Source organism: uncultured Dietzia sp., from assembly GCF_937873725.1.
GTDB lineage: Bacteria > Actinomycetota > Actinomycetes > Mycobacteriales > Mycobacteriaceae > Dietzia.
Map to the genome: position 1 here is coordinate 1 of NZ_CALMYY010000024.1, position 18,589 is coordinate 18,589.

The 18,589-nt window shown below is 71.8% G+C and carries 17 protein-coding genes; 6 read left to right on the forward strand and 11 right to left on the reverse strand.

Translation table 11 applies throughout. The annotated features are described in order from the left end of the window. The 3 genes from Q0444_RS01575 to Q0444_RS01585 all read right to left on the reverse strand — a co-directional run. A partial coding sequence (locus tag Q0444_RS01575) for an alpha-amylase family glycosyl hydrolase (RefSeq protein WP_299020834.1) occupies positions 1–631 on the reverse strand: 631 nt, incomplete at its 3' end. A gap of 12 nt (positions 632–643) precedes the next feature. Beyond that, positions 644–2,788, reverse strand: coding sequence for a glycogen debranching protein GlgX (gene glgX, locus Q0444_RS01580; protein ID WP_291080106.1), 2,145 nt, complete (start codon positions 2,786–2,788; stop codon positions 644–646). Positions 2,789–2,843: 55 nt separating this feature from the next. After that, positions 2,844–5,003: an acyltransferase family protein gene (locus Q0444_RS01585; protein WP_291080108.1), complete on the reverse strand. Its 2,160-nt coding sequence runs from the start codon at positions 5,001–5,003 to the stop codon at positions 2,844–2,846. 138 nt (positions 5,004–5,141) lie between these two features. On the opposite strand from Q0444_RS01585, the gene Q0444_RS01590 reads away from it, so the two are divergent. After that, positions 5,142–5,750: a hypothetical protein gene (locus Q0444_RS01590; protein WP_291080110.1), complete on the forward strand. Its 609-nt coding sequence runs from the start codon at positions 5,142–5,144 to the stop codon at positions 5,748–5,750. On the opposite strand, the gene Q0444_RS01595 is transcribed toward Q0444_RS01590, so the two are convergent. After that, positions 5,671–6,408 (reverse strand): NrtR DNA-binding winged helix domain-containing protein, encoded by a 738-nt coding sequence (locus tag Q0444_RS01595; protein WP_291080112.1) that lies wholly within the window; start codon positions 6,406–6,408, stop codon positions 5,671–5,673. The two genes, Q0444_RS01590 and Q0444_RS01595, sit on opposite strands and share 80 nt — an antisense overlap. Positions 6,409–6,480: 72 nt before the next feature. On the opposite strand from Q0444_RS01595, the gene nadA reads away from it, so the two are divergent. From nadA to Q0444_RS01610, 3 genes are all read left to right on the forward strand, one after another. Beyond that, a complete protein-coding gene (gene nadA / locus Q0444_RS01600) occupies positions 6,481–7,566 on the forward strand; it encodes a quinolinate synthase NadA (RefSeq protein ID WP_291080114.1) in 1,086 nt (361 codons plus the stop codon). Then, positions 7,563–8,426, forward strand: a complete 864-nt coding sequence (gene nadC, locus Q0444_RS01605) for a carboxylating nicotinate-nucleotide diphosphorylase (RefSeq protein ID WP_299020835.1) — start codon at positions 7,563–7,565, stop codon at positions 8,424–8,426. The genes nadA and nadC overlap by 4 nt, the downstream gene beginning before the upstream one ends. 85 nt (positions 8,427–8,511) lie before the next feature. Then, positions 8,512–9,036: a hypothetical protein gene (locus Q0444_RS01610; protein WP_291080118.1), complete on the forward strand. Its 525-nt coding sequence runs from the start codon at positions 8,512–8,514 to the stop codon at positions 9,034–9,036. 28 nt (positions 9,037–9,064) lie between these two features. Here Q0444_RS01610 and Q0444_RS01615 read toward each other — a convergent pair whose 3' ends face one another. Beyond that, positions 9,065–10,246, reverse strand: coding sequence for a zinc-dependent alcohol dehydrogenase (locus Q0444_RS01615; RefSeq protein WP_291080119.1), 1,182 nt, complete (start codon positions 10,244–10,246; stop codon positions 9,065–9,067). 154 nt (positions 10,247–10,400) lie between these two features. Between Q0444_RS01615 and Q0444_RS01620 the strand changes: the two genes are divergently transcribed. After that, on the forward strand, positions 10,401–11,120 hold the full coding sequence (locus Q0444_RS01620; protein WP_291080120.1) for a serine/threonine protein kinase: 720 nt from the start codon (positions 10,401–10,403) through the stop codon (positions 11,118–11,120). Between the two features lie 12 nt (positions 11,121–11,132). Here Q0444_RS01620 and Q0444_RS01625 read toward each other — a convergent pair whose 3' ends face one another. From Q0444_RS01625 to Q0444_RS01650, 6 genes are all read right to left on the reverse strand, one after another. Then, positions 11,133–12,275, reverse strand: a complete 1,143-nt coding sequence (locus Q0444_RS01625) for an alkaline phosphatase family protein (RefSeq protein ID WP_299020837.1) — start codon at positions 12,273–12,275, stop codon at positions 11,133–11,135. A gap of 58 nt (positions 12,276–12,333) precedes the next feature. Further along, entirely contained in the window at positions 12,334–13,950 is a 1,617-nt protein-coding gene (locus Q0444_RS01630; RefSeq protein ID WP_299020839.1) for an HNH endonuclease signature motif containing protein, read from the reverse strand. Between the two features lie 45 nt (positions 13,951–13,995). Further along, on the reverse strand, positions 13,996–15,048 hold the full coding sequence (locus tag Q0444_RS01635) for an MmcQ/YjbR family DNA-binding protein (protein ID WP_299020863.1): 1,053 nt from the start codon (positions 15,046–15,048) through the stop codon (positions 13,996–13,998). Positions 15,049–15,115: 67 nt separating this feature from the next. Beyond that, entirely contained in the window at positions 15,116–15,715 is a 600-nt protein-coding gene (locus Q0444_RS01640; RefSeq protein ID WP_299020841.1) for an energy-coupling factor transporter transmembrane protein EcfT, read from the reverse strand. Next, positions 15,716–16,453: an energy-coupling factor ABC transporter ATP-binding protein gene (locus tag Q0444_RS01645; RefSeq protein ID WP_299020843.1), complete on the reverse strand. Its 738-nt coding sequence runs from the start codon at positions 16,451–16,453 to the stop codon at positions 15,716–15,718. Further along, positions 16,450–17,052 carry a biotin transporter BioY gene (locus tag Q0444_RS01650; RefSeq protein ID WP_291081157.1) on the reverse strand — a complete coding sequence of 201 codons (603 nt, stop codon included), beginning with the start codon at positions 17,050–17,052 and terminating at the stop codon, positions 16,450–16,452. Before Q0444_RS01650 ends, Q0444_RS01645 begins: the two co-directional genes overlap by 4 nt. 184 nt (positions 17,053–17,236) lie before the next feature. Between Q0444_RS01650 and Q0444_RS01655 the strand changes: the two genes are divergently transcribed. After that, positions 17,237–18,496: a hypothetical protein gene (locus tag Q0444_RS01655; RefSeq protein ID WP_299020844.1), complete on the forward strand. Its 1,260-nt coding sequence runs from the start codon at positions 17,237–17,239 to the stop codon at positions 18,494–18,496. Positions 18,497–18,589: the final 93 nt, after the last annotated feature.

Genomic DNA, 18,589 nt, shown 5'->3' on the forward strand with positions numbered 1-18,589 from the left:
GGTAGTGCTGGCGGTCGTGGACCTCCTGCGGGGAGCCCCCGTCCGTGCCTGGGGCGAGGGGGAACCGGTGGTCGTGGAAGCCCAGTTCGGGGTGGCCCGAGTCGGTGGCCGAGGGGGGGACGACGACGAGGTCGGCCACGTCCTCCGGCGCGCCCAGGACGGGAAGCGCGATCCGACCGTCCGCCCCGTTGGCGGGATCGGTGTCGAAGTCGAAGAACGAGAAGTGCGGCGAGTCGGGGCCCCGCCTCAGCGCGTCCCACCACCACGGGTTGGCCGACGGGTCCTCGACGCCCAGGTGATTGGGGACGATGTCCACCACGATGCCCAGCCCGTGGACCCGGCACGCCGCCCGCAGCGAGCGCAGCGCCGCGATCCCGCCGAGGTCGGGCGAGATGCTGGTGGGGTCCACCACGTCGTAGCCGTGGGTCGAGCCGGGCGTGGCCGTGAGGATGGGGGACAGGTACACCGAGCCCACGCCGAGGTCGGCGAGGTAGGGCACGAGCTCCTCGACGTGGGCCAGGGTGAATCCCCGGCCGTCGGGGTCGGAGGCGGGGGTCCGCAGCTGCACCCGGTACGTGCTGGACAGGGCCTCGGCCCGCCGGAGCGGCCGGGTCACGGCGGAGGGGTCCACGGGGGCCATCCGCTAGCGGAGCTTCCGCAGGACCACGGTACTGCGGTCGGCGACGGTGATCGTGCCGTCCGACCCCAGCTCGTCACCGCTCTGGCCGACGTGGCTGGCGGTGTCCAGGACCACCTGCCAGGCTTCCGCGAACCCGGTGCCGAGGAGCGAGAACTCGATGGGCTCGTGGTGGGCGTTGAACAGCATGAGGAACGAGTCGTCCACGATCCGCTGGCCACGCTCGTCCGGCTCGTGGATGCCCTCGCCGTTGAGGTAGACGGCCAGGGACTTGCCGAACCCGGAGTCCCAGTCCTTGTGGGTCATCTCCGAGCCGTCGGGGCTGAACCACGCGATGTCCTGCGGGTCCTTCTCGTCGCGGAGCACCGTCCCGAAGAACCTGCGCCGGCGGAACACCGGGTGGTCCCGGCGCAGGTGGACGAGGCTGCGGGTGAACTCGAGGAGGTCCTGCTTCTCCTCGTCGAGGTCCCAGTCCATCCAGGCCAGCTCGTTGTCCTGGCAGTAGACGTTGTTGTTGCCGTCCTGGGTGCGGGCCATCTCGTCGCCGTGGGCGATCATCGGCGTGCCCTGCGACAGGATCAGGGTGGTGAGCATGTTGCGGCGCTGGCGGTGACGCAGGTCCTGCACGTCGGGATCGTCGGTGGGCCCCTCGATTCCGCAGTTCCAGGAGCGGTTGTGGCTCTCGCCGTCGTTTCCGTCCTCGCCGTTGGCCTCGTTGTGCTTGGAGTTGTAGCTCACGAGGTCGTTGAGCGTGAAGCCGTCGTGCGCGGTGACGAAGTTGATCGACGCCGTGGGACGGCGGCCGGTGTTCTCGTACAGGTCGGAGGACCCGGTCAGCCGCGACGCGAACTCGCCCAGGGTGGCGGGCTCGCCACGCCAGAAGTCGCGGACGGTGTCGCGGAACTGCCCGTTCCACTCGGTCCACAGGGGCGGGAAGTTCCCCACCTGGTAGCCGCCCTCGCCCACGTCCCACGGCTCGGCGATGAGCTTGACCTGGCTGACCACCGGGTCCTGCTGGACCAGGTCGAAGAACGAGGAGAGCCGGTCCACGTCGTGCAGGCCGCGCGCGAGGGTCGAGGCGAGGTCGAAGCGGAAGCCGTCGACGTGCATCTCGAGGATCCAGTAGCGCAGCGAATCCATGATGAGCTGCAGCGAGTGCGGGTGCCGGACGTTGAGCGTGTTCCCGGTGCCCGTGTAGTCCATGTAGTGCTGTTCGTCGCCCTCGACCAGCCGGTAGTAGGCCTGGTTGTCGATGCCACGGAAGCCGATCGTGGGGCCGAGGTGGTTGCCCTCCGCGGTGTGGTTGTAGACCACGTCGAGGATCACCTCGATGTTGGCGTCGTGGAACGCCTTGACCATGGCCTTGAACTCGGTCACCGCGTCGCCGGGCTTGTCGGCGAACGCGTACTCGTGGTGCGGGGCCAGGAAGCCGAAGCTGTTGTACCCCCAGTAGTTCTTCAGCCCCAGGTCGAGCAGGCGCTGGTCCTGCATGAACTGGTGGACCGGCATGAGTTCGATCGCGGTCACGCCGAGGTCGGTCAGGTGCTCGATGATCGCCGGATGGCACAGGCCGGCGTAGGTCCCGCGCATCTCGGCCGGCACCTCGGGGTGCTGCGCGGTCATGCCCTTGACGTGGGCCTCGTAGATCACCGTGTTGTGGTACTCGTGCCGCGGCGCGCGGTCGTTGCCCCAGTCGAAGAACGGGTTGATCACCACGGTCGTCATGGTGTGGCCGAGCGAGTCCTCGGTGTTGCGCTGGTCCGGGTCGTCGAGGTCGTAGCTGTGCAGGCTCGGGTCCCCGTCGTAGGCTCCGTCGAACGCCTTGCCGTACGGGTCCACCAGGAGCTTGGACGGGTCGCACCGCAGGCCCCTCTCGGGCTCGTACGGGCCGTGGACGCGGTAGCCGTAGCGCTGCCCCGGGGACACCCCGAGCAGGTAGCAGTGCCAGATGTTGCCGTCGACCTCGGTGAGCTCGATGCGCTGCTCGCGACCCTTCTTGCTGATCAGGCAGAGTTCGACCCGCTCCGCGACCTCGGAGAACAACGCGAAGTTGGTCCCTGTCCCGTCGTAGGTGGCGCCGAGGGGGTAGGCCGAACCGGGCCAGGCGCGGATGAGCTCTGGGGCGGACGGCTGCGCGTCATGGGGGGTCACGTTGTCCAAGAGTAGTGCCTTGCCACGACAGCGCGTGACGGGCGCCGTGGGGCGGTCACCACCAGCCGGTCGCGGGCCCCATCTGGCGGGCGAGTTCGCCGGACGCGGACCGCACCCAGGACCCCGAGAGGTGGTGGGAGTCGTGGTAGACGATCACGTTGCCCACCACGACCGGGCAGTCCCGGGCGTCGCACAGGCCGTCGGTGAGGTCGAGCAGCCGGACCGAGTCGATGCCGGCACCGGCGAGCGAGGCCGGGTTGATCGCCGAGATGGACCGCTCCCGGGGCATCCCGCACTCCTCGGGGGTGCCGCCGTCGCCCAGGCAGTCCCCGGCGCGGATCGGGCCCCTCCCGCGGTTCAGCCAGGGGGTGTCGCGGACGGCGAGGACGCCGATCCCCTGCTCGCCGAGCGCGCGCCACAGCTCGACGTATTGGCGCGGCGTCACGTCCGGCCCCACCACCCCGACCGGCCGGGTGGCGGTGGTGAACACGAACTCGGGGGCCAGGCCCACCAGCGCGGCGAGGGCGGCGGGGGTCCACTCCTCGCAGCTCTCGTACAGGCGGTCGTCGCCGTCGGAGACGGAGGCGTCGAGCGTGAGCGGGCACCCCATCTTGAGCAGCGTCACCACCCGGAAGCCGTAGTGCCGTCCGACCTCGTCGAGGCCGCTGATCCAGTGCTCGGCGTGGGACCCGCCGACCAAGGCGACGGTGCGGGGGGCGGTGACGTCGCCGTACACGCACATCTGCACCTCGGCGGAGGTGAAGTCGGAGATGCACTGGTCGATCGTGCTCACCGGGAGGTCGTTGGAGACCTGGAGGAGGGAGGGGAGGTATCCCACGTCGTCGGGGGCCCGGACCCCCTCGAGGAAGGCGCGCGCGCCGGGGTGGTCGGGGTCGGTGAGGGAGTCGACGTAGGGCACGGCCGAGCGGGAGGCGGACGTGGCGGTCCACCATCCCACGGTGCCGAGACCGGCCACGGCGGCGACGACGACGAGGGCGGTCGCCCGGACGAAGAGCCGCCGCTCGCGGGCCGAGCGGGACGGCCTCCCGCGGAGCGCGTCACGCTTCTGGGCCGCGGGCGTGGTGCGGCCGCGCGCGCGGCTGGCCATCCGCAGCGGTCGTTCGACGTACTTCTCCGTGAGGAGCGCCAGCACGACCGAGACCGCGACGATGCTCAGCCCCGAGACCAGGGTCACCTCGGCCCCCCGGTCGTAGGAGAGCCAGAGGATGAGCAGCGGCCAGTGCCACAGGTACAGGGAGTACGAGATGTCGCCCAGCCGACGGAACACCCGGGCCGACAGCAGCCATGTGACCGGGTCCCTGGACGGCGTGGCCCGCTCGCCCTGCGGGAGGTTCCCCCCGAGGATGATGAGCAGCGCCCCGCCGATCGGGTACCAGGCCAGGGGGCCGGGGAAGTAGGCCGCACCGTCGATCACGAAGCCGCAGCTGACGATCAGCGCCAGTCCCGCCACGGTGGTGAGCATGCGCAGCGGCCAGGGCAGGACGAGCACGACCAGCAGGACGGCCACGAGTCCGCCGACGAGCAGTTCCCACAGGCGGGCGACCGTGTCGTAGTAGTTCCACGGCTGGTTGACGGCCTGACCCCGGATCGACCACCACACGGAGGCGGCGGTGCCGGCGACCACCACCGCCACGAGCAGCCCCTTGGGGGAGCCGCGTCGCACCACGACCCGCCACAGCGCGGCCACCCCGAGGACCACGGTGAGAGCGATCACGTAGAACTGCCCCTGCACCGACATGGACCACAGGTGTTGCAGTGGGGAGATGGTGGCGTCGGCGGCGGCGTAGTCCGAGGCGGTGAGCGCCAGCGTCCAGTTCTGGAAGTAGAACAGCGATGCCACGGTCTGGTCGAAGATCGCCGTCCACTGGGTGGGGGGTTTGATCAGGACGGTCCCCACCACGGTCGCGGCCACCGTCACCACCAGGGCCGGGTAGAGCCGTCGGATCAGGCGCGTGAGGTGCGGGAGCGGGTTGAGGGGGGTGCGCCGGTCCGCCGCCCCGCGCAGGAGGGATCCCAGGAAGAAGAACCCGGACAGGGTGAGGAAGACGTCGACGCCGCCGGACACCCGGCCCATCCAGATGTGGAACACCACGACCAGCGCGATCGCCAGGCCGCGGAGCCCGTCGATGTCGTGCCGGTAGGCCATCTTCCCGGGGCGCCGGCGAACGGGCGCTGTCGGGGTGTCGGTGGCCACTGGCGGGTACGTCCTGACGGGTCGTCTGGTGTGCGGAGACGGCCCGATACTGCATACGGGCACACCCGGAGGACAGTGGAGCCGGGTCCGATTGAACCACAAACGGCCGGCATCCCCGGCGTTGGTACAGTCCGGCTCATGCTCCGCTCGTCGTCGTCACGCGTCGCCGGCACCGCGGTGGGGGTGCTCTCCCCGGCCCTCGCCGCGCTGCTGGTGTGGATCGCCGCCGCGCCCCGCTCGGAGGTGCTCTCGGTGGGTGACGGCAGGGGCCTGCGGCTGCCGGAGGCCGGAGCGGACGGCGGGACCCAGCTCCTGGTGTTGATCGTCCTGCTCGGCTTAGCCTCGGTGTGCGTGACACTGGTGCTGTGGAGTCGACATCCGGGTCTGCGCCGTCCGGGTGGGGTCCCCGCGTTGATGCTGCTGCCGGGGCTGACGTGCGCGGTCGCCGCCGCGGCGGCCTCGCCGCTGGCGGACCTGCTGGCGGCACCGCCGCGGGGCGCGGCCTACGGCGAGGTGGTGAGGCAGGCGCCCAAGGCGGGTGCGCTGTTCTTCGACCGGATGCTCTACGGCACCTCGGGGCCGTCGTGGGACTGGTTCCCGCCCGGTGCCGGGTGGCTGGTGTTCAACGCCATGATCGCCGGCTTCACGGTGGCGGCGCTCGCGCATTTCAGCCTGTCGCGGGACCTGCGGGACTTGCGGGACCTGCGGGACCGGCCGGTGGACGCAGGGTCGCGAACTGATCCGTGATCCGGAGCCGACGTTCGGCGAACCGGTACAGCGCGGCGGGGCGGCCCCCGGTCGGCCCGGGCGGGGCGCTGCGTCCGCAGCGGACGAGCTCACCGCGCCGGGTGAGGATCCGCTGCAGGTTGGTCGGGTCCACAGGGTGGCCGAGCGCGGCCTCGTAGTGCTGGGCGAGCGCGGACAGCGTGAACTCCCGGGGCGCCAGCGCGAACCCGAGCGTGGAATAGGAGAGCTTGGCGGCGAGCCGGGCGCGGGCGCGGGCCACGATCTCGGCGTGGTCGAAGACCGTGTCGGGCAGCGCGTCCACCCGGAACCACGAGGTGTCGGCGGGGATGTCCGGGTCGGCGTCGGAGGGCAGGACCCCGAGGAACCCGGACGCGAACACGCGCCGGCCGGGCACGCGCGCCGGATCGGAGAACTCGGCCACGGATTCCAGGTGGCTCAGCGATCGCACGTCCACCTTCTCCGCGAGTTGCCGGGTGGCGGAGGTGGCCAGGTCCTCGTCGTGGCGGACCTCGCCACCGGGGAGGGCCCACCGTCCCGCCGCGGGGCCCAGAGCGTGTTGCCACAGCAGCACGTGGAGCGCCGGGGAGGCTGCGGGCGGGACGGTGCGAACCTGGCCCACCACTGCGAGAACCTCGTGCCCGGTGTTAGACTCCGACATGTTTTCGATTGTAAGTCGAAAACGCGGCCGGTGCGGTATCGGCCCGCAGAATCAACCCGGGGAGGGGCAGCGATGAGTACTGCCACTGGACTCAAGACCACGACCGTGCCGCGTCCGGGCACCACCGTCGGACGGCTGGACTCGCCGCTGGCCGATCGCATCCGCCGCACCGAGCGCGGGTACACGGGCGTCGAGGCCGACGCCGAGTGGGCGGCCGAGATCCGTCGTCTCGCCGAGGCGCGGGACGCCGTGATCCTGGCGCACAACTACCAGCTCCCCGAGATCCAGGACATCGCCCACCACGTGGGGGACTCGTTGGCCCTGTCGCGGATCGCGGCGGCCGCCGAACAGTCCACCATCGTGTTCTGCGGCGTGCACTTCATGGCGGAGACCGCCAAGATCCTCGCACCGGACAAGACCGTCCTCATCCCCGACGAGGCCGCCGGGTGCTCGTTGGCCGACTCGATCACCGCCGAGCAGCTGGCCGAGTGGAAGTCCGAGCACCCCGACGCCGTCGTGGTCTCGTACGTCAACACCACCGCCGCGGTGAAGGAGCTCACCGACATCTGCTGCACCAGTTCCAACGCAGTCGACGTGGTGGAGTCGATCGACCCCGGCCGCGAGGTGCTGTTCCTGCCGGACCAGTTCCTCGGCGCGCACGTCCGCCGCAAGACGGGTCGCGAGAACGTCCTGGTGTGGGCCGGCGAGTGCCACGTGCACGCCGCGATCAACGGCGACCAGCTCACCGCCAAGTCCGCCGAGCACCCCGGCGCCGAGCTGTTCGTCCACCCCGAGTGCGGCTGCGCCACCAGCGCGCTTCACCTGGCGGACGAGGGTGCCGTGCCGGCGGACATGGTCAAGATCCTGTCCACCGGCGGCATGGTCGAGGCGGCCCGCGCCTCGGGCGCCCGCGAGGTCCTGGTGGCCACGGAGGTCGGCATGATCCACCAGCTGCGCAAGGCGGCGCCGGAGATCGACTTCCTGCCCGTCAACGCCGACGCCAGCTGCCCGTACATGAAGATGATCACCCCGGCCGCCCTGCTGCGCGCCCTGGTCGAGGGTGCCGACGAGGTTCACGTGGATCCCGCGACCGCCGCGGCGGCGCGCGGGTCGGTGGAGCGGATGATCGCCATCGGCAACCCGGGGTCGGGGGAGTGAGCGACGAGGCGTTCGACCCCGACACCCGCGCCGACGCCGTGATCGCGATCCGGCGCGCCCTCGACGAGGACCTGCGGTACGGCCCGGACGCCACCTCGCTGGCCACCGTCCCGGCCGACGCCAGGGCCACCGCCCGCCTGGCGACGCGCGCCGACGGCGTGATCGCGGGCCTGCCGCTGATCCCGTTGGTGCTGGCCGAGGTGCTCGGGGCGGACTTCTCGGTGACCCTGCTCGCCGCCGACGGTGACCGGGTGGCCGCCGGCGACGTGGTGGCCGAGATCTCCGCGCCGACCCGCGGGCTGCTGACCGCGGAGCGCACGCTGCTCAACCTGGTGTGTCACCTGTCCGGCGTGGCCACCGCCACCCGCGCCTGGGCCGACGAGCTCGCCGGCACCGCCTGCGCCGTCCGGGACACCCGCAAGACCATGCCGGGCATGAGGCTGCTGCAGAAGTACGCCGTCCGCTGCGGGGGTGGGGTCAACCACCGGCTGGGGCTCGGTGACGCGGTCCTGGTCAAGGACAACCACGTGGTGGCCGCAGGCGGGGTGGTGCCCGCCCTGGCCGCCGTCCGCGAGAGGTTCCCGGACCTGCCCTGCGAGGTCGAGGTGGACTCGCTCGGGCAGCTCGACCAGATGCTCGACGCGGGCGTGGACCTGGTGCTGCTCGACAATTTCCCCGTCTGGCAGACCCAGATCGCCGCGCAGCGGGGGGACAAGGTCTCCCCCGGCCCCCGCCTGGAGTCCAGCGGTGGCCTGACCCTGGACGCGGCGGCCGACTACGCCCGGTGCGGCGTCGACTTCCTCGCCGTGGGCGGCCTTACCCACTCGGTGGGCGTCCTCGACCTAGGTCTGGACATGTGACTCCCGGCCGCGATATGTGAGGTCCGCCGCACAGCGGCGTTCGGGTGGGGTGGACAGGGGTTGGAGCGGCGTAAAGTCGGGACCCATGACGGGCTTCTGGGACTCGGGTGTGACCAAGACAGCGGCGGAACGTCGCCAGCAGAGGATGGCGGAGGCGCGCCGCCGCGTGGAGTCCGGGGAGAACACCTCGCCACCACCTCCGCCGCCCGCCCCCGCGGCCCCCGCCCGCACCCGCGCGTCCCGCACCCCCAAGGCCGCCACCGTCGATCCCACGTCGTTCGCGGGCGCGCAGTTCGCGGTGTGGCGCAGCGTCCAGCACTTCTGCACCACCGACTCGGTGCCCGACGCCCGCGGCACCGACTTCGACCTGCTTCTGGCCTGGTCCGATTCCATCCAGCCGTTCCGTCTCCGCCAGCGGATCGTCGCGCGGCTGGACCCCCAGGGGGCGTGGCTTCCGGTCTGCTACGCCAAGGACGGTGCCCGCGAGCCCATCACGCAGGCCCAGGCCGATCGCTACCGCGAGGTCCGGCTCGGGGAATCGACGCTCTCCGGCGGCGCGCAGAAGCCGCTCAAGGAGTCCGACCACCCGGACGCCACCACCTCTCTCTGACCCCGCGATCCCGGGGGGCCAGTCGAGCTCACGGCGTCAGGATCATCTTGACGGCGCCGTCCTGCTTCTTCTGGAACATCTCGTAGGCCCTGGGCGCGTCCGCGAGGGGGAGGCGGTGGGTGGCGAAGTCGTCGACGCCGAGCGGGTCGTCGTCGGTGAGCAGCGGCATGATGTCGTCGACCCAGCGCTTGACGTTGGCCTGGCCCATCTTCAGGGTGATCTGCTTGTCGAACATCGTCAGCATGGGCAGCGGATCAGCGCTACCGCCGTAGACGCCGGAGAGCGAGATGGTCCCGCCACGGCGCACGATGTCGATGGCGGAGTAGAACGCGGCCAGCTTGTCGACTCCCGCGGTCTCCATCATCTTCCTGCCGAGGAACTTCGGCAGCATCCCCACCGCGGCGTGGGCGGCACCGGCGGCGGGCGAGCCGTGGGCCTCCATGCCCACCGCGTCGATCACCGAGTCGGGGCCGCGGCCGTCGGTCATCTCGCGGATCGCCTCTCCCACCTCCCCGGACACCCCGGCGGGATCGAGAACCTCGACGCCGCGGTGGGTCTGCCGGGCCCGCCGCTCGGCGACCGGGTCGACCCCGATGACGCGGTGTCCACGATGGGCCGCGATCCGAGCGGCCATGTCACCGATGGGTCCGAGTCCCAGCACGACGACCGTGCCGCCGTCGGGGATCTGCGCGTACTCCACCCCCTGCCATGCGGTGGGCAGCACGTCGGACAGGTAGAGGTAGCGGTCGTCCGCGTGCTCGTGCGGGACCTTGATGTGGGTGTTCTGCGCGTGGGGGACCCGCAGGTACTCCGCCTGGCCGCCCGCGACGCTGCCGTAGAGCTCGGAGTAGCCGAAGAGGGCCGCGCCCATGCCCTGCTCGCGGACCTGGGTGGTCTCGCACTGGGTGTTGAGACCCTTGCCGCACATGTAGCAGTGGCCGCACGAGATCTGGAACGGCATCACCACCCGGTCGCCTGGTCTGAGGTCGGTGACCCCGGCGCCCACCTCCTCGACGATGCCCATGGGCTCGTGACCGAGGATGTCTCCCTCGTTCATGAAGGGTCCCAGCACCTCATACAGGTGTAGATCCGAGCCGCAGATGTTTGTGCTGGTGATCTTGACGATCGCGTCGGTGGGCTCCTCGATCCTGGGGTCCGGGACCTCATCGACCCGGACGTCGCGCTTTCCGTGCCAGGTGACCGCCTTCATGCGGGGCTCCTCTCTGGTCGCGTGCGTGCGTGGTCACGCACGCAGGTGACGGTAACGACGAGATGGCCTGCCCGCATCCGCTGGCCCGGGGGCATAGGGTGACCGTCATCAAGATCTGGCAGGTCGGCCCGCCGACCCCGTGGAGGGCTGGAAGATGACCGATTCACTGAGCGGCAACGGTTGGGACGACGCCAGCCGGGGGCAGGACGGGCACCGCAACCACGCGAACTCCTGGGGTGATCCGGGTCAGGGTTATACCGGTCAGGGCTATACCGGTCAGGGCGGTGCGGGATGGGGCGGCCCCGGCTACCCGGCGCCACCGCCGACCTCCCCGCCCCGTAGCGGGCTCGTGTGGGCGCTGGGCGCGCTGGTGGTCGTCCTCCTCGTGGCGCTCGCCGGAGTCGTGGGGTACTTGCTGGCATCCAGCGGCGACGACGAGATCGCGGCCGTGCCGGTCCCGCAGGAGCCCGCACCTGCACCCGCGCCCGCACCCGCACCCGCACCCGCCCCGGCCGGGCCCGCCGGAGCGGCGACGGGTTCCAGCGGTGACCTGGGCCTGTCGATCCCCATGACCCGCCCGGCCTGCGACGGTCGCGGGATCGTGGTCCTGTACTCCGCCGTCACCCCGGGTGCGTACGCGCAGGAGATCTCCTCGGCGCTGGCCCAGTACCCGGGCGCGTCCTATCTCCGTACTGACATGGCGTGTCCGTCGCTGCGTCAGAGGGACGAGAACGGGAACGTCATCTACGCGGTCTACCTGCCGTCCGGATACACGCGTGGGGACCTGTGCGCGGATGTGCGCGCGGTGGGCCCGCCCGCGTACGGCCGGTGGCTCGACACGACGAGCGACCCGTCGGTGCTGGTCACCTGCTGAGCGGCGGAGGGATCAGCGCACGATCAGGGGGATGTGCTGCTCGGCAGGGGTGTTCGCGCCGTGGTGGCCGAGCAGCGAGGATTCGAGCTGCTCGTTCCGGGTCCGTGCCAGCACGACGCCGCCGGTCGCGACGGCGATGACGTCACCGAGCCTGGCCGCATGGTCCCGACCCCGACCGAAGAGGAGCTCGTCGAGCGCCTGTTCTCGGCTGATGACCAGTGCGTGGCCGCGGAGCTCCGAGGTCCACGCGGCCAGCACGTCGTTCGCAGACCCGTCTCGGGCGTAGACGTGGCGGACGCGGGCCTCACCGGCGACGGTGTCGACGTCGGCCAGGAGGGCGGGGGAGAAGTCGATGTCGACGACGGTCTCGGCGGTGACCATCCCGTGGTCGGCGGTGAGGAGGAGAGTGCAGCCGTGGGGCAGGTCGGCGGCGAGGTCGGCGACAAAGGCATCGACCTCCCGCAGCGACCGCACCCATTCCGGGGAGCCCGGTCCGTGGATGTGGCCCACGAGGTCGAGATCGCCGAAGTAGGCGTAGACGAAGCGTCGCGTGCGGGACGGACCGCCGACGCTGTCCAGGACGCCCCGGCGGACCTCGTCGAGGGAGCTCGCCGGCAGGTAGGCGCCGTCGGCGCGGAACGCCGCGCGCGTGAGGCCGGAATCGCGGAAATCCTCACGCATGACATAGGTGACCTCGACGCCCTGCGCCGCGAGGAGTTCGAGCAGGCTCGGGTGCTGCTGCACCTCGCGGGGAGGGAAGCGGTCCAGGGCCGAGGGGCCGCCCGCCGACCCGAGGGTCCACCGCAGCGGGTTGAACGAGGTGGCCGGTCCCTCGGCGTCCGAGATGCGGAAGCTGTACCCGACGATCCCGTGTCGCGAACACGGTGCGCCGACCGCCAGGCTCGTCAGGCTGGTGGCGGTGGTGGCGGGGAACCCGGCCGAGATCATCCTCGTGGACAGTGCGGCGAGGGTCGGAGCGTCGTCGGCGTGCTCGCGGATGAGCTCCGCGCCGAGGCCGTCGACCAGCACGAGGACCGCGTCCCGGCACGGCTCCAGAGCGAGGGGATTGCGCGTGCCCGCCCCCAGCGCTGCGGCGACGGAGGGCATGACATCGGCCAGTGCGTGGTCGGACGGACTGCTCGGGATCCCGGTCATGTCTCCACCATCCCCCATTCCGCCCCGCCACGGACGCCGGCCTCGGAAGACGGGGGCCTCAGAACGGTGGTGGGTCGAGGAGCTCGTCGAGGAGTGCCCGGACGTCCTGTTCGACCTTGCTCGCGACGGGTGCGTTCCGGCGCCACCATCGGCCGTGCTCGGACGGTCGGGGACTGCCCGGGCCGGTGCCGGCGGGGTGCGCGGTGCGGTCGCGTTCGGCGGCCAGGCGGGCGGCGCGCCGGGACCAGTAGGTCGGCTCGGAGTGCGAGCGGCTGCCGGCGGTGGACGGGTCGGGGCTTCGCCGCTGCTGCGCGTCCCAGGCCGCGGTCTCGGCATGAGCCTGCTCGCGCCTGTAGGCGCCGAGCGGTCCGGACGGTCGCGTCATCGTGGTGGTCCCCTCGGGACTCGTGACGATCAGCGTCCCGTCCGGTTGCAGGTCGTAGACCCAGTCCGAGAAGGTCTTGAACCGATGGTGGCGCCTGCAGAGGCACATGAGGTTGCACTCCTCGGTGTGCCCGCCGCGCGCCGGGTCCGCGTGATCGAACGGCCGGACGTGGTCCACGTCGCAGTCGTCGGCCGGGACCGCGCACCCGGGGTGACGGCAGGTGCCATCCCGAAGCCGGATGCGTCTTGCCAGTTCGGCGCTGGGCTTGTACCTCAGGGCCCGCCTGGCGTCGTCAGCGGCGCCGATGCGGGGATCGACCCTCTCGAAGCTGGCGCCGTCGCTGGTGGCGAGCATGGCGAGCAGCGCGTGGAGCGCAGCCTGGCCGCTCCGGGTGAACTCCACGGTCGCCGCATCCCCGCGGTCGTCGGAGTCGCTGCGTCCCGCCAGGACGGTGACCCTCGGTCGAAGCGGCGCAGGAGGCTGGTCGGGCGTGCCGGCCCGTCGACGGTCTCCACACGCGAGGGACAGCAGGGCGTCCGCGCGTCGTTCGGCCTTCGAGTAGAAGCACTCCTCACCCGCGGCCGCCCCCTCGTCGTCGTCGGCGTGTTCGGCCACCCGCTGGTCGATCGCCTCGGCCAGGACGGCGGCCTCCTCGTTGGCGAGGACGGCGGACAGCGTCGACATCCCGTCTCGCCCCTTGTTGAGGCGCACGCCGCGCGCCCGGGCGGCCTCGTCCCGCCGGCGGCGGATGCCGTCCGCGTCGTGCCGGGCGATGATCGCGTCGGCCCTCTCGCGCATCGTCTTGGCTCCGAGCCGCTCACCGGCCTCCAGGGCGTCGAGGTAGTCGTCGACCACCTTCCGCTGAACCAGCGGCAGGACCTCGGCGTCGACGGTCGCCATCTGCCGCGCCAGGGACTCCGCGGCACGCAGGTCCATTCGCCCGGCCGACAGCGCCTCGAGTATGGCGGGATAACGCGTGTGGAGGTCCCACGCGAAGCTGATCATCGCCTCGGCCCGGAGAGAGGAGATCGCCATGGCGGCGACGACGTAGCCGGTCGCCGCGACGAACGGATCGACCACGGCATGGCCCGGCGGAGACCCGTCGCCGGCGCCGGCCTCCTCCTGGCGGGCGCACTCCCGGTACAGCTCGTAACACGCGATCAGCCGCCGTGCCGCCGCCCGATTCTCCGCCGCCCACCCCTCACGTGCGGCAGCGGTCAGGTCGGTGAGCGAGGCGGGAGTCGCGGACGCGGGGGAATCGCCGGCGGTGCCGCGTGAGCTGCCGTCCATGTTCCTCCCCTTCCGCCGTCCCTGCCACCTCGAATCTGTGTTCTATTATACGCACAGACTTTCGATGAGGCAAGGGTCTGCGGACCGGCCGCCACGGCGCGGCCGTCCCCGCCCCGGGTAACGGATCCCCACAACCCACGGATATGTGATGGGGTCGTACTCATCGACCCACGGGGCAGCCGCCCCGCAGCCGCTGCTCGGAGGCCCCACATGTCCAAGACCATCGCGTACGCCGGAGTGCTGGCCGCCGCGCTTCTCCTCTCCTCGGCCGGGGCCGCCGCGGCCGAGACGGACGGCGGTTACCTCGGTCCTGCGGGCGAGTTGCTGCCGGGCTCCGTCACCGGCTCGCTTCCCGGGTACACGTCGGGCCCGCTCGGTTCGACCGCCACCCTCGCCTGCAACATCGGCACCGTCGTCGGCACCGCCGCCCAGCTGATGGGTGCGGGGTTGCCGATCCCCGTGGGAATCATCTGCGCCGTCGTGAACCCGGTCGCGGAGTCCGCGGACTTCCTGCTCGACGGCGACATCGACGGGTCGGTCGGCGCGGTGGTCGGGGGAGTGCCGCTCGTGGGCGACTCGCTCGAGGGCCAGATCGACACCGCGTCCGCCACCGACTCCGTCGAGGGTGTGCTGGGTGAGCGTCTGGGCTCGCTCGCGGAGGAGTCCCTCTCGCCGGAGCCCCCGACGCGCGCGAACATCAACGACTGGTTCCCCCCCCCCACCGGGTGCGCCGCCGGCGGGGACTCCGCGCGGCCCGGGCCCGACCGCGGGCGCCTCGACGGGCCGCAGCGCGACCGGCAGTCCCGCCACCACGAGCCGATAGGACTCGGTGACGAGCTCGTCGACCATGGCGGGGGTCAGCGAGCCGTCGGGGTGGAGCGAGATCCAATGGCGCTTGTTCATGTGATAGCCGGGCGTGATGTCGGCGTGCGCGTCCCGCAGGGCCAGCGAGTCCGACGGTAGGGACTTGAGGACCACCTGACGTCCGCCCGCCACCTCCACGTGGAACATGAACATCTTTCCCCGGACCTTGAACACGTCGACGTCGGGGCCGAACGGGAACTCCAGGGTCGTGGCCGGCAGTTCGCGCGCCCGCATCGCCGCGCATCGCTGGAGTTCCCGTCCGTTCACCGGGACGACGCTACCGCCCGGCGCCGCGGGCGGCTCAGTCGTCGACCCCCCGGGCGGCCAGCGCGTCGCCCAGCTGGTCGGCTGTGGTGAGGGCCCCGAGCACGGTGGGGACGACCAGCGCCCGGATGGACATGCCCAGGCCGCGGGCCTTGCGGGCCTCGGTCACCTGCCGGAGCTGACGGGCCAGCAGCGGTATGGCGCGGATGGTCAGCACGAGGACCAGCGCGACCCGGTCCGGGGACACGCCGACGTGCCGCAGCGGCCGGGCGGCGCGGGTGACCGCGTCCAGCATGTCCGACACGCGGGTGGTCAACGCGACCAGACCGGCGACGGCCACGGCCACCAGCAGCGACCCGCTCACGCGCAGGGCGGTGTCGAGGTCCGCGACGATCCACTGCAGCGCCAGGATCGCGACGAGCATCGGCAGGACCGGGCGGACCTGGTCCCACGCGGCGCGCGGCCGGATCCGTCCGAGGGCGTACAGCCCCGCGGTGAGGGCCAACGCCGGGAGCACGTGCCGGGGCTCGCGGATCGCCAGGGACGCTGTGAGGATCAACGCGCAGACCAGGAGGATCTTCGGGCCGGCCGGCAGGCGGTGTAGCAGCGAGTCGCCCGGCTGGTAGGTGGCGAACACCTAGGCCGCCGAACCCGGACCCGAGCCCGGACCCGAGCCCGTCCGCAGCGCGATGCGGCGGTAGCCGGCCAGCGCCGCGGCGGGCGCGTCGTCGATGACCACCCGACCGCCGTCGACCACCAGCACGCGGTCGAAGTCGGCGACCAGGTCCAGGTCGTGGGTGACCACGATGAGCTGCTGGTCCAGCTCGGCGAAGGTCTCGGCCACCAGCGCCCGGTTGCGCAGGTCGAGCAGTGTCGTGGGTTCGTCGGCCACGATCACCGACGGTTCGATCACCAGCACCGCCGCCAGCGCGAGCAGCTGCTTCTGGCCGCCGGACAGCAGGTGGCAGGGGTGATCGGCGTGGTCGGTGAGACCGTACCCGGCGAGCACCTGGTCGACTCGTCGTCGTCGATCCTCCTTGCTCAACCCCGAACGGCGCAGCGAGAAGTCCACGTCCTCCGCCACCGTGGGCATGACGATCTGGGTGTCCGGATCGGTGAAGCAGAAGCCCACCCGCCGACGGATCCGGGCGCCCTTGCGACGGGTGTCGAGGCCGTCCACGGTGACCGTGCCGGAGGTGGGGACGACGAGCCCGTTGATCATCCGGGCGAGCGTGGACTTCCCGCCGCCGTTGACGCCGACGATCCCGATGCGTCGTTCGGTGAGCACCAGGTCGATGTCCGCGAGGACGGTCCGGTCGCCGTAGGAGTGGCCGACGCCGTCGAACCGGATCTCGGCGCCGCGGGGGTCGGTCACGCCCGGGTCGCGCGCTGCCTGCGCAGGGGGGCGATCAGACCGGGCCGCGCCCTGTGGACCTGCTGGGCGACGACCGCGGTGACGACCGCCTTGGCCAGGTCGCCGGGCACGAACACGCCGTTGGCGGCGATCGCGGCCGTGAGGGTGAGCTCGGTGCGGATCAGCATGCCCACCACGCCGAAGGCGTAGATCACCACGAGCCCGCCGAGGATGTTGACGAGCAGCCCGGGGACGAGTCGGTAGCGGGGCATCATCAGCGCGGTGAGCAGCCCGATCACGATGACCGCCGGAAGCCAGCCGATGAGGAAGCCCGCGGTTGGGCTGGCCAGCGCGGTGAGCGTCGTGCGGCCCCCGGCGAGGACGGGCAGCGCCAGGCCGATGACCATCACCGCCAGCACCGACAGCGCGCCCTTGCGCCAGCCGAGGAGCGCGCCGGCGAGCATCACGCCGAGCGTCTGCAGCGTGATCGGCACGCCGGCGGAACCGATGCTGATCTGACCCGGGAGACCGAGGACGACGATGAGGGCCGCGAACACCGCGATCTGGGCGAGGTCGCGGGTGGCGCTACGGGCAGGTGCCCGATCGATCGAGGTACTCACTGGACTCCTTGGCTCCGGGTGTGCTGGCCGGGTGTGTCGGCCGGGTGTGTTGGTGGACACTCCCATGCCGTCCATTGTCGCCCGCGTGCGCCGGCATCGCCTCATCGGCCCCCGCGCGTTCGGCCCCGAGAGGGCGGCGCCCGGCTTAGAGTGACGTGACTCACACACAGGATCTGGGGGCGGCGTGACCGGTCGATCGGAAGGCGTTACCGGACGGTTCCACGCCACCGTGCTCGCCGCGTGGATGATCGCCATGATGGCGCTCGTCCACGCTCCGCCGCCGGCGGGTGCGCTCCCGTACGCGGCCTACCTCGACGTCCCGGCGGACAACGCGGACGCCGAGCACGCCGGCGGGTTCTCCACCACCATGACGACCGACCGCGCCGAACTCCGCGACGCGCTCGATGTGGTGCGCGCGGCGGGGGTGGAGCCCCGGCGCTACTCGACCCTGACCCGTCAGTACTGGCTCGCCGTGGGCGCGGAGAACGCGGGAATCGACCTGGGGGAGTGGGAGCCCGCCCGGGGACTCGCGGCTAACCTCGCCACCGTCGACAAGGTGTACGCCAACTACCTGCGGCTCTACAACACCCACGACGGGTACTGGTGGACCGGGATGGCCGGCCTGGCGGGAATGTCGTTCGCCGCCGGGTTCTGGGACCTGGACGGGGTGGGCGGGCTGCTCACCGTGCCCGGGGTGCACGAACTGGGGACGGGCGTCGGGGGCGCGTTGGCGGGGGTGCCGTGGGAGATCGCCGACGCCACGGCGCGCGATGTCCGGCTGCTCGCCACCGTGGGGCCGGCGCTGACGCGGCAGGACGTGGACTGGTACCTGCACCGGCTGCTGATCATGCAGCGCCACATCTTCATGGACATGGTCCCGATGCACGAGGCGTACGCGGCCGAGGGGCTGACCGGGATCGACGAACTCGCGGCCGGCGGGGCCTACGACGACTACGTTGTCGACGCCTGGCGGATGCTCGACGAGGGTACGCAGGAGGGGCTGTCCGAGGCGCTGCTGCGGATGGCCTCGCGCGAGCAGAACCAGGTCATCGCCGACCAGTGGGACGCCACCGCGGCCGGCCGCGGGGACGTCGGGCGCGTGCTCACCTACATCACCACCGTGGGCGGGGCCCCGGACATTCCCGGGGCGTCCACCCTCGGCGAATTCCGGCCACTCTCCGTCCGGGCCGACGTGAACGGACAGCCGACGGTGCTCCGCACCCCGTTGCCGGCCTTCAACTGGGCCGACCGGGAGCCGCGGTGGGACTACGTCGAGCAGGACCTGGTGCCGGCGTACCGGTCCCTGGTGCGCGACCGGCCCCACGACGCGCCCAGGTACCTGGACGTGGGGTTCCGGCCCCGAGCCGAGCAGAACCGGATCCTGATGCGGCTGCCGGCGTTCGTGGGTCAGATGACCTCGGGATGGGCGGTGGGGCCGGCCTGACTCCCGCCCCGCACCCGCGCCCCGCACCCGCCCCCTGACTTGCGCTGCGTCTTTGCGCGGTTCTTCCGGGCCCACGCTGCGGGAATGCACCAT

Bases quoted from the DNA above. Each gene is read 5' to 3' on its own strand.
- Q0444_RS01630 (WP_299020839.1), bottom strand. From the start codon at position 13,950: ATGGACGGCAGCTCACGCGGCACCGCCGGCGATTCCCCCGCGTCCGCG.
- nadA (WP_291080114.1), top strand. From the start codon at position 6,481: ATGAGTACTGCCACTGGACTCAAGACCACGACCGTGCCGCGTCCGGGC.
- Q0444_RS01595 (WP_291080112.1), bottom strand. From the start codon at position 6,408: ATGTCGGAGTCTAACACCGGGCACGAGGTTCTCGCAGTGGTGGGCCAG.
- Q0444_RS01615 (WP_291080119.1), bottom strand. From the start codon at position 10,246: ATGAAGGCGGTCACCTGGCACGGAAAGCGCGACGTCCGGGTCGATGAG.
- Q0444_RS01635 (WP_299020863.1), bottom strand. From the start codon at position 15,048: ATGCGGGCGCGCGAACTGCCGGCCACGACCCTGGAGTTCCCGTTCGGC.
- Q0444_RS01590 (WP_291080110.1), top strand. From the start codon at position 5,142: ATGCTCCGCTCGTCGTCGTCACGCGTCGCCGGCACCGCGGTGGGGGTG.
- Q0444_RS01620 (WP_291080120.1), top strand. From the start codon at position 10,401: ATGACCGATTCACTGAGCGGCAACGGTTGGGACGACGCCAGCCGGGGG.
- Q0444_RS01625 (WP_299020837.1), bottom strand. From the start codon at position 12,275: ATGACCGGGATCCCGAGCAGTCCGTCCGACCACGCACTGGCCGATGTC.
- Q0444_RS01610 (WP_291080118.1), top strand. From the start codon at position 8,512: ATGACGGGCTTCTGGGACTCGGGTGTGACCAAGACAGCGGCGGAACGT.